This window comes from Amycolatopsis sp. NPDC059027 (assembly GCF_042739735.1).
GTDB lineage: Bacteria > Actinomycetota > Actinomycetes > Mycobacteriales > Pseudonocardiaceae > Amycolatopsis.
In genome coordinates this window covers 4,955-15,065 of sequence record NZ_JBHYIK010000130.1, presented here as the reverse complement: position 1 = coordinate 15,065, position 10,111 = coordinate 4,955, and the positions used below count along the sequence as shown (strand labels likewise).

Below are 10,111 nucleotides of genomic sequence, written 5' to 3'. Positions count from 1 at the left end.
TCCCCGCAAAACCCTGAACTGGCTCAGCCCCAAAGAAAAACTCAACATGATACTGTCCTAAGTAGAGCATGTTGCGACGATCGCATGAATCCGCCGAGCTTTCCGGACATGGAGGCGCCCAGCGCCAAGCACGTCTCAGCGAGACATTTCGCCCATACTGAGAAGCCTCACCGCGGATCGTTGCTGGTGAACGCCTTGGCCGCCGAGTTGTGAACAGGCTTGTCCACAGGCACCCCCGGATGTGGACAACTCGGCGCCATTCCCCGCTGTGCACCGGTTTTGTCGTACCCCGGCGATAGACTGTTGCAGGGACGCCCCCCAAGGGCGGGTGGGGGGTGCCTAGGGGATGGGTACGCGGGCGGGGAGTGCGGAGTCCGGTTCAGCTCACCAGTCGCGGGACGGGAGTTCCTTCGCCACCACCGGCATCACCTCCGCCGCGAACAGTTCCAGCACGTCACGCGCTTCACCGTCGGTGAGGCCGTCCACCGAGACCGCCTGCACCTCGTGCCCGAACGAAGCGTGGTAGTCGCCGATCTTGTCGATCACCTGCTGCGGGCTGCCGACCAGCGCCGATCCGTTCGCGATCTTGTCCTCCAGTGTGGTGAACTCCGACTTGTTGTGTTGGTAGGCCGGGGTCTTCATCAACGCCTCGAAGTACGGCCGGTAGCCGTCCAGTGCCTCCTGGGACGTCCGCGCCACGTACAGGCCGCCCGCGCCGGAACCGACCAGCGCATCCGCCGGATCGTGACCGTAGTCCGCCCAGCGCTGCCGGTAGTGATCGATCAGGTCGGCGTACTTCTTCTTCGGGTGGAAGCCGTTCGCGCTGAACAGCGGGTCGCCGAACCGTGCGGCCAGTTCGGTCGACTCCGTGCTGGAGGCACTGCCGTGCCAGATCCGCGGCCGCTCGCGGAACGGCCGTGGTTGTGTGGTGACGTCTTCCAACGGCGTCCGGAACTCGCCGGACCAGGTCACGTTCTCCTCGTAGAACAGCCGGCGCAACAGTTCGAACTTTTCGGCCTGGTACTCCCATTGCCGTTCCTCGGAAAGCCCGAACAGCGGGAAGTGCCGCGGATCGTTGCCCTTGCCGATCATCAGTTCCAGCCGTCCACCGGAGAGCTGGTCGAGCGTCGCGTAGTCCTCGGCGACGCGGACCGGGTCGAGCACGCTGATCACGGTCAACGTCGTCAGCAGCCGGACGCGCGACGTGCGTTCGGCGATCGCGGCGAGAATCACCGGCGGTGCCGAGGAAAGAAAGGGCTCGCCGTGCCGTTCGCCGACGCCGTAGGCGGCGAAACCGAGTTCTTCGGCGAACGTCGCGTAGTCGACGATCTGCCGCAGCCGTTCGTGCTGGCTCGGCGTCTTCCCGGTCGCCGGGTCGGGGTGGTTGGCCACGAGGGAGAACAAACCGAACTTCATCGGACCTCCTGCACAGATCGGCCGGGAATCGCCGCGAGGAGTTCGCGGGTGTATTCGGCCTTCGGCTGATGCAACACTTCGGCGGCCGGTCCCATTTCCACGAGTTCACCCGAACGCAGCACGCCGACCCGGTCCGCGAGTTGCCGTACGACGGCGAGATCGTGCGAGATGAACAGGTAACTCAAGCCGAGTTCTCCTTGAAGATCGGACAGCAATCGCAGAATCTGCGCCTGCACCGAAACGTCCAAAGCGGACACTGGCTCGTCGCACACGAGCAGTTCCGGGCGCAGGGCCAGCGCACGGGCGATCGCGACCCGCTGTCGCTGCCCGCCGGAAAGCTCGGCGGGTTTGCGGCGCAGCGCCGTCGACGGCAACGCCACCTGGTCCAGCAGCTCGGCTGCCCGCGCGCGCCGTTCGGCCCTGGTGCCGACACCGAACGCACGCAACGGTTCCCCGACGATCTCCTCGATGGTGAACTTCGGATTCAGTGAAGCGTAAGGGTTTTGGTACACGAGCTGGGCCCTGCGCCGCAGTTGTCGCAGGTCTTCGCCTCGCAACTCGGTGACGTCCTGGCCGTCGAAGGTGATCGAACCGGCCGACGGCGTTTCCAGCCGCAGCACCATCCGCGCGGTCGTCGTCTTTCCCGAGCCCGACTCGCCGACCAGCGCGAGCGTCTGACTACGCGGAATGTCGAACGACACGTCGTCGACGGCGCGCAACACCCGGCCGCCGGGAAGAGCGAACGACTTCGACAGTCCTCGCACCGACACGATCGGTTCGCTTGGCGGGCGAGGCGGCCGCAGCGGTTCGCCGGACATGCTCGGTGCCGCGTCGAGCAGCTGCCGCGTGTATGCCTGCGAAGGCGCGCCGATGACCTCACCCGCGGTGCCTTCCTCGACGACCTCACCGCCGGAGAGCACCACGATCCGGGACGCGCGATCCGCGGCGACACCGAGGTCGTGGGTGATCAGCAGGATGGCTGTCCCCGACTCGCCGGCAAGCTCCGCGAGGTGATCGAGAATCCGCTTCTGCACCGTGACGTCGAGTGCGCTGGTCGGCTCGTCCGCGATGATCAGCTTCGGACGTCCCGCCAGCGCGGCGGCGATCAGCGCCCGTTGCCGCATCCCGCCGGAAAGCTCGTGCGGATACTGCCGCGCACGGGCCTCGGGTTCGGGAATTCCGGCCTTACGCAACAGTTCCACCGCTTCGATCCCCGCGGTCCGCCGATCGGCGAAACCGTGGATCCGCAGTACTTCGGCAACCTGATCGCCGATCCGGTGCACGGGATTGAGCGACACGGCGGGATCTTGTGGCACCAGAGCGATTTCCCTGCCCCGTATCCCACGCCACTGCCGATCCGGCAGCCGCGTGAGATCACGCCCGGCGAAGGTGATCTCGCCGCCCTCGATCCGCCCGCCACGGGGAAGCAGCCCGATCGCGGCGTGCGCCGTGGTGCTCTTGCCGGAGCCGGACTCGCCGACCACCGCGACGATCTGTCCGGTGTGGACGGTCAGGTCCACGCCCCGCACCGCCGGGACCACGCCGGACCTCGTCCGGTAGGACACCGCGAGATCGCGGATGCGCAGCAGTTCTTCGGTCATCGTCCGTCGCCTCCGTCCAGCGCACGGGAAAGCCGGTTCGCGGAAAGGACCACCGCGGCGACCGTCAGGCCCGGGAACGTCGTCATCCACCAAGCGGTGGCCAGGAAGTTGCGGCCGCCCGCGACGAGCGCGCCCCATTCCGGCGTCGGCGGCGTCGCGCCGAAACCGAGGAAGCTCAGCGCCGACACCTCCAGCACCGCCGTGCCCAGGGTGAGCGTCGCCAGCGCGAGCACCGGGCCGAGCGCGTTCGGCAGCACATGCCTGCCGAGGACGCCGGACCAGCGAACCCCGCTCGCCCGCGCGGCCTCGACGTACACGGTGCTGCGCACGCGGAGCACCTCCGCGCGCATCAGCCGGGCGAACGCGGCGAGGTTGGCGATACCGACCGCGATCGCGACGTTCGTCGTGCCGAAGCCGAGCGCGGTGACCAGCGCGAGCGAGAGCAGAATCGGCGGGATCGCCAGCAGCACGTCCACCACTCGCATCACCACCGTGTCCAGCACGCCGCCGCGGAACCCGGCGACCAGGCCGAGCGCGGACCCGGCGACGAGCGCTACGAGCACGGCGATGACGGTGGCGCGTAAGGACAGCGACGCGCCGTGCACGACGCGGGCGAAGATGTCGCGTCCGGTCTCGTCGGTGCCGAACAGGTGTGCCAGGGACGGCCCGCGCAGTTTCTCGGCCGGGATGCCGGTGATCGGGTCGTAGCCGGTGAACAACGACGGCGCGACCGCGGCGAGCAGCGCGAGCACGAGGATCACGACGGCCAGTACGAGCCCCGGCCTGCGAACCACGACGCCGGTTCGTTGCGCCAGGTCAACCACGGGCCACCTCCGGTGCCTTCGCCGCCGCGATCCGCGGGTCGAGAAGCGGGTAAAGCAGGTCGACGACGAGGTTCAACACCACGAACACCAGCGCCGCCAGCACGATCACGGCCTGCACCACCGGGATGTCCTGGTTCGTCACCGCGTCCGCGGTGACCCGGCCGACGCCGTCACGCGAGAACACCGTCTCGGTGATCACGGACCCGGCGAGCAGGTTGCCCGCCACCACCCCGGCCACGGTGAGCGCGGGGACAGCGGCATTGCGCAGGATATGTCCGAAGTGGACTCTCAGGCGGCTCGCGCCTTTAGCGGCCGCGGTTTCCACGTACGGCTCGGCCAATTGGGCGTTCAGGCTCCTGGCGAGCACCTGGCCGATGATCGCTCCCGTCGGCAGCGCGAGCGTTATCGCGGGCAGGATCAGTGAGGCGACGCCCTGGGTGCCCAGGGCGGGAAACAGCCGCAGGCGGAACGAGAAGAACTGGATGAGCAGCAGACCGACCCAGAACGTCGGCAGGGAAATCCCCCACGGTGGCAGGGAAAGTAGCAGCTGACGCAGCCACGGCAGCCGGGTGTACGTCCCGGCGATCGCGATCCCGCCACCGCCGAGCACCGCCAGCAGCACGGCGATCCCGGTCACCGCGAGCGTCGGTGGCAATGCCGAGACGACCGTGTGCGCCGCGTCGTCACCGGTGGTTATGCTGCGCCCGAAATCCCCGTGCAGCGCGGACAGCAAGCGCTTTCCGTACTGGACGGGAAGCGGGTCGTCCAGCCCGTACTCCGCACGGGCCTGCGCGAGCTGTTCGGGGGTCACGGTGATTCCGCCATCACCACCCCCGAGCTTCGCCGAGACGGCGTCGCCGGGCAGCAGATAGAGGATCACGAACGACAGCGTGAACGCCGCCCACAGCACGAAGACCGCCTGCCCGACGCGGCGCAGCAGATAGGCTCTCATGAGCCGGAAACCCAGGTGTCGAACAGCTGGAGCCGGGAGGACGCCTCGAAGTCGACCGAGTGCGCGTTGGCGCCGATGGCGAGCACCTGGGTCAGCTCGAACACCGGGGCAGCGTACCCGTGCTCCACGATGAGTTTCTGGGTCAGCTCCGCCGCGGGCTTGCGTTTCGCAGTGTCTACTGTGGATGCTTGATCGTCGAGGGCGACGTCGAGCGGACTGCCGGCGGGGAGCTTGCTGCGGTTGCTCGCCTTGGTGGAGAAGATACCGCGCAGGATATCCGGATCCGCCCTTGTCACGTTGTACCAGAGGTATTCGTAGTCCCCGCTTTGCTGCGCCTGCACGGACTCCGCGGTGGTGCGCTGCTCGATCCGCAGATCGAAGCCGATCTTGCGCAGCTGCTGCTGGACGAGTTCGAGTACGCTGCGGTTCTGGTTGAACACCGGGGAAAACTGCACGGTCGCGGTGAGACGCTGCCCGTTCTTCGTGCGGATTCCGTCCGGGCCCGGCTGCCAGCCGTGGCCGTCGAGCAGCGCGGACGCGCCGTTCGGATCGTAGGCGAGTTGCGCGGAGAGGTCGGCGTGCAGCGGCGTCGCCGAGCCGAGAATGCTCGTGGCAGGCTTGTAGTTCCCGGTCAGGACGGTGTTGGTGACCTCCTGCCGGTTGATTCCCTTGACGACGGCCTGGCGCACCTTCTCGTCGGTGAGAACCCCGCGTGTGGTGTTCGCATGCAGGTTGAACACGACGCCCGGATTCGGCCGGACCGGTTCGGTGAAGCCGTTGCCCGCGAACTGTGGTTCGTCGACCGGCTGGACGTCGGTGATCGCGTCGAGCTGTCCCGAAGCGAGACTGCCGGTGCGGACGCCCGGCTCGGGCACGATCTTGTAGCTCACCTTGTCGAGGTACGCCTCGCCCTGATGGCGGAACAGCGAGGAACCCCACGCGTAGCCCTTGCGCTTCGTGAGCACGATTTCCTGGTTCTGCCGGAAACTCTGGAACACGAACGGCCCCGAGCCGATGAGTCCGTCGCCCTGGCAGCGCTGGTCCGGGGTCCTCTTGTAAGCGGCAGGGGCGAGAAGACCGAGTGACATCGTCGAGCTGGCCTGGAGGAACTGCGCGCTCGGCGCGCTGAACTCGACGCGCACGGTATGCGGGTCGACCACCGTACTTGCCTTGTAGGCGGCCAAATATCCGGAGGCCAGCTGGGCCTTCGCGCCGAGCGCCTTGATCCCGTCGAAGTTCGCCTTCACCGCGGCCGCGTCGACCGGGGTGCCGTCGGCGAACGTCGCGCCGTCGCGCAGGTGGAAGGTGAACGCCGTCGAATCGGCGCTGACCTCCCACTTCTGCGCCAGCCACGGCTTGATCTCACCGGTTTTCGGATCCTGATCGGTGAGCGAGTCGACGAGCTGACGACCGACGTTGAGCGCGGCGTTCGTCCCGAACTGCTGGGGATCGATGCAGTCGGGATTGGACGAAATGCCCAGCCGCAGCGTGCCGCCGGGGCGGGGCGGGCCCGCGTCGGCGGCGGGATCACCGCCCGCGGCCGAGCAGGCGGCCACCGGGGTCAGCAGCAGGGGCAGGGCGAGCGCGGCGGTGACGACGCGCCCGCGGGACAGGGGTGATCCAAACACCGGGCGGCTCCAGCGGGGAACGGGGCGCTTTCGCTTGCGCCGACCCGTTTCACGCTAATCACGCGCTCGAGCCCGTCCCACTTTCCGAACCCGGGTCCCACTCCCTGAAAACTTCCCCTGCCCCGCTTGACGATCCGTGAATGCGCCCCAATGTGGCGTCCGCTGCGTCCAACGCACCGAACGCCACATTGGGGTGCTCGGGCCACCTCGGGTCAGCAGCGGTTGAGCATGTCGGTGAGGGCGGACTTCTCGGCCGAGTTCACGGTGAGCTTGAACTTGTACTTCACCGCGACCCACATGCTCGCGTAGGTGCACCAGTATCCGGTGAGCGGCGGCTTCCAGGCGTCCGGCGACTTGTCGCCCTTTTCCTGGTTGACGTAGTCGGTGACGGCGATCAGCTGCGGGTCGGTCAGGTCGTTCGCGTACGCCTGCCGCTGCGCCGTCGTCCACGTGGCAGCTCCGGTGCGCCACGCGTTGGCGAGCGGTACCACGTGATCGATGTCCACATTGGACGGACTGGTCCAGGTCTTGCCGTCGTACGGCGAGGCCCAGCTGCCCGACGTCGGGTAGCAGTCGCTGCCGGTCTTGACGTTCGTGCCGTCCCGCTTGAGCACGACCTCGCGCGTGTTGCAGTTGTTGCCCTGGTCGATCCAGTGCGGGAACTTGTCCCGGCTGTAGCCGGTCATGGACCCGTCGGGCGCCACCTTCAGCGTCGCCAGCTCGGACTTCGCGGTCGCGCCGGACGGAATCCCGGGCGGGGTCGCGTCGGCGACGCTGGTGAGTGTCCCGGTGAGGACCGCGGCGGTGGCCAGGACGGTCAGAGATCGACGAAGAGTACGCGCGGTTGGCACTTTTCCCCCTCAGTGTCGGGTGCGGCAACCTGGTAACTTTGACTCACGAAAGTGGCGTACGCAACACCATCGGGTGACATGTTGTCGGCTGGTTGTGAAACCACTACGCGGCGACGCGCTCCAGTCGACGGCTGCGCAGCAGTACGCCGACCTCGCGGGAAATGACCATGGCCAACGCCATGAGCAGGAAGAACGCCGCGACGCCGTCCGGGCTCGTGTGTGTCGAAACCAGCAGACGGCCGAACTGCGCGGCGAACGACGGCGAGTTCTCCAGTGCGTAGATGAACACGATCCGGCCGACCAGTACGACGAGCCAGATCGCCAGGTAGGCGAGGCCCGCGCGGGTGTAGAGCTTGGCACTGTCCGGATCGCGCCAGACGACCATGGTCCCGTTCAAGGCGAGCCCGACGAGCAAGCCCAGTAGGACTCCGATCGCGGCGAAGGCAGCGTCCGCGGGTTCGTAGTGGTGCTGCCCAGTGCCCAGTGCCAGCACGCCGATCACCGCTGAGGAGATGAAGGGCGCCACCGCGAGGAACACGGTGTGCCTGCGGCGGCCGATCTGGGTCGAGAACACCACGACCAGCAGGATCGCGGCGAAAATCAGTGCGTCGGTCATGAATCCCCCTGCGTTGAAGTCGTTTATAGCACATTCATGCTACATAAAATAGCACGCTTGAGCTACAAACGAGCCGGGGTGATTTTCAGATCGTGCCGCGCACCAGGCGCAGATCCTGGGTGTGCCGGTACCAGGTCCACCGGTTCATGGCGCGCGGGTACGCGACGCCGTCGGATGTCGGCCGCGTCGGGATGCAGCCGATCTGGAACGCCCGCGAGTACAACGTCGTCGGGCGCTTGAAGAACGTGCCCTTGGTGACCCGGACCCGCAGGCCGGGGCCTTCGGCGTCCGGTTCGACGACAACCGAGCGCGCCGCCCCGCGCAGCGCGACCTGCTCGTCGCAGTAGGCCACCCCGCGCACCATCCCGAGCACGCCCCGGCCGACAAGCACGCCGCCGGCGTCGTCACGGATCAGCGGAACCGGGTCGACCTCGCCGCGCAACGCCAGCGCGAGCGCCCGTACCGGTTGCGCGGGCAGGCCCCACAGGGAGGCGACGGCGGAATCCGGCGAGGCGGGCACGAAACCGACCGACACGCCCGCGAGCTGTTCCTTTCGCAACAGCCGCAGCACCACCGCGGCGAGGTCGGCGTCCGTCCCCGAGACCACGAGATGATCGTGTTCGCCCAGCAAGGGGTCGATTTCCGCCTTGCCGGGACGGCTGGGCACGCGGATCGACGTGACGTCGTCGATGTCCTCGAAACCGGGCGAGTCCTCGCCACAGGCCACCACGATTCCGCGCACCCGCAGGTCCTCCGTTACGCTCATGCACCGGCATTCACCAGCGCCCTTTTTCAGCTTTGTCGTCGAACACCTGGAGTGTCACATGCCGGCCATCGTGCTCATCGGTGCCCAATGGGGAGATGAAGGCAAGGGCAAGGCCACCGACCTGCTCGGCGACCGCGTTCAGTGGGTCGTCCGCTATCAGGGCGGGAACAACGCCGGCCACACCGTCGTCCTGCCGAACGGCGAGAACTTCGCCCTGCACCTCATCCCGTCCGGCATCCTCACGCCCGGCGTCACCAACGTCATCGGCAACGGTGTCGTCGTCGACCCCGGCGTGCTGCTGGACGAACTCGCCGGCCTCGAGGCCCGCGACGTCGACACCAGCAGGCTGCTGATCTCCGCCGACGCGCATTTGATCATGCCGTACCACGTGGCGATCGATAAGGTCACCGAGCGTTACCTGGGTAGCCGCAAGATCGGCACCACCGGCCGTGGGATCGGGCCGTGCTACCAGGACAAGATCGCCCGCGTCGGCGTCCGCGCGCAGGACCTGCTGGACGAGAAGATCTTCCGGCAGAAGGTCGAGGCCGCACTGGAGTTCAAGAACCAGGTGCTGGTCAAGGTCTACAACCGGAAAGCGCTCGACGCGAACCAGGTCGCCGACGAGGTGCTGTCCGCGGGCGAGCGGTTCGCGCACCGCATCGCGGACACGCGCCTGCAGCTCAACCAGGCCCTCGAACGCGGCGAAACCGTGCTGCTGGAGGGTTCGCAGGGCACGCTGCTCGACGTCGACCACGGCACTTACCCGTTCGTGACGTCGTCGAACCCGACCTCGGGCGGCGCCAGCGCCGGGTCGGGCATCGGGCCGGGCCGGATCACCACGGTGCTCGGCATCCTCAAGGCGTACACCACTCGTGTGGGCTCTGGGCCGTTCCCGACCGAGCTGAACGACGAGTCCGGCGAGTTCCTGCGCAAGCAGGGCGGCGAATTCGGTGTCACCACGGGACGTTCGCGGCGCACCGGCTGGTTCGACGCGGTCATCGCGCGGTACGCGGTGCGCGTCAACGGCATCACCGACTACTTCCTCACCAAGCTCGACGTGCTGTCCGGGCTGGAGAAGGTCCCGGTGTGCGTCGGCTACGAGGTCGACGGCTTCCGCACGCAGGATATGCCGATGACGCAGACCGACGTGCACCACGCGATCCCGATCTACGAAGAGCTGCCGGGCTGGTTCGAGGACATCTCGGGCTGCCGGACGTTCGAGGAGCTGCCCGCGAACGCGCGCGCGTACGTCGAGCGGATCGAGGAGCTGTCCGGCGCGCGGGTCTCGGCGATCGGCGTCGGCCCTGGCCGTGAGCAGACCATCGTTCGGCACGAGTTCGCCTGACGTGAGCTGAAGGGGGGGGGTGGTGCACACCCTGAGCCGAAACGACCAACCACACCCCCCACCGAGCAACAATGCCCGACCCACCCCCACGGCCGGGGGGAGCGGGGGGGCG

The 10,111-nt window shown here is 67.7% G+C and carries 9 protein-coding genes; 1 reads left to right on the top strand and 8 read right to left on the bottom strand.

Annotated elements, in window-relative coordinates:
• Nucleotides 1-384: 384 nt before the first annotated feature.
• The 8 genes from ACFWY9_RS43765 to ACFWY9_RS43730 all read right to left on the bottom strand — a co-directional run bounded on the left by ACFWY9_RS43765 (nt 385) and on the right by ACFWY9_RS43730 (nt 8,654).
• Nucleotides 385-1,416: an LLM class flavin-dependent oxidoreductase gene (locus ACFWY9_RS43765; protein WP_378341676.1), complete on the bottom strand. Its 1,032-nt coding sequence runs from the start codon at nt 1,414-1,416 to the stop codon at nt 385-387.
• Nucleotides 1,413-3,017, bottom strand: coding sequence for a dipeptide ABC transporter ATP-binding protein (locus tag ACFWY9_RS43760; protein WP_378341675.1), 1,605 nt, complete (start codon nt 3,015-3,017; stop codon nt 1,413-1,415). Before ACFWY9_RS43760 ends, ACFWY9_RS43765 begins: the two co-directional genes overlap by 4 nt.
• Nucleotides 3,014-3,841 (bottom strand): ABC transporter permease, encoded by an 828-nt coding sequence (locus tag ACFWY9_RS43755; RefSeq protein ID WP_378341674.1) that lies wholly within the window; start codon nt 3,839-3,841, stop codon nt 3,014-3,016. The genes ACFWY9_RS43760 and ACFWY9_RS43755 overlap by 4 nt, the downstream gene beginning before the upstream one ends.
• Nucleotides 3,834-4,793: an ABC transporter permease gene (locus tag ACFWY9_RS43750; RefSeq protein WP_378341673.1), complete on the bottom strand. Its 960-nt coding sequence runs from the start codon at nt 4,791-4,793 to the stop codon at nt 3,834-3,836. The genes ACFWY9_RS43755 and ACFWY9_RS43750 overlap by 8 nt, the downstream gene beginning before the upstream one ends.
• On the bottom strand, nt 4,790-6,421 hold the full coding sequence (locus ACFWY9_RS43745) for an ABC transporter substrate-binding protein (RefSeq protein WP_378341672.1): 1,632 nt from the start codon (nt 6,419-6,421) through the stop codon (nt 4,790-4,792). Before ACFWY9_RS43745 ends, ACFWY9_RS43750 begins: the two co-directional genes overlap by 4 nt.
• Nucleotides 6,422-6,633: 212 nt before the next feature.
• Entirely contained in the window at nt 6,634-7,272 is a 639-nt protein-coding gene (locus ACFWY9_RS43740) for an HNH endonuclease family protein (protein WP_378341671.1), read from the bottom strand.
• A 103-nt stretch (nt 7,273-7,375) separates the two neighbouring features.
• Nucleotides 7,376-7,888: a DUF1453 domain-containing protein gene (locus ACFWY9_RS43735; protein WP_378331669.1), complete on the bottom strand. Its 513-nt coding sequence runs from the start codon at nt 7,886-7,888 to the stop codon at nt 7,376-7,378.
• A gap of 85 nt (nt 7,889-7,973) precedes the next feature.
• Nucleotides 7,974-8,654: a hypothetical protein gene (locus tag ACFWY9_RS43730; protein ID WP_378331668.1), complete on the bottom strand. Its 681-nt coding sequence runs from the start codon at nt 8,652-8,654 to the stop codon at nt 7,974-7,976.
• A 58-nt stretch (nt 8,655-8,712) separates the two neighbouring features.
• Here ACFWY9_RS43730 and ACFWY9_RS43725 point away from each other — a divergent pair, with 58 nt between their 5' ends.
• Nucleotides 8,713-9,999 (top strand): adenylosuccinate synthase, encoded by a 1,287-nt coding sequence (locus tag ACFWY9_RS43725; protein ID WP_378331667.1) that lies wholly within the window; start codon nt 8,713-8,715, stop codon nt 9,997-9,999.
• The last annotated feature ends 112 nt before the right edge of the window (nt 10,000-10,111 follow it).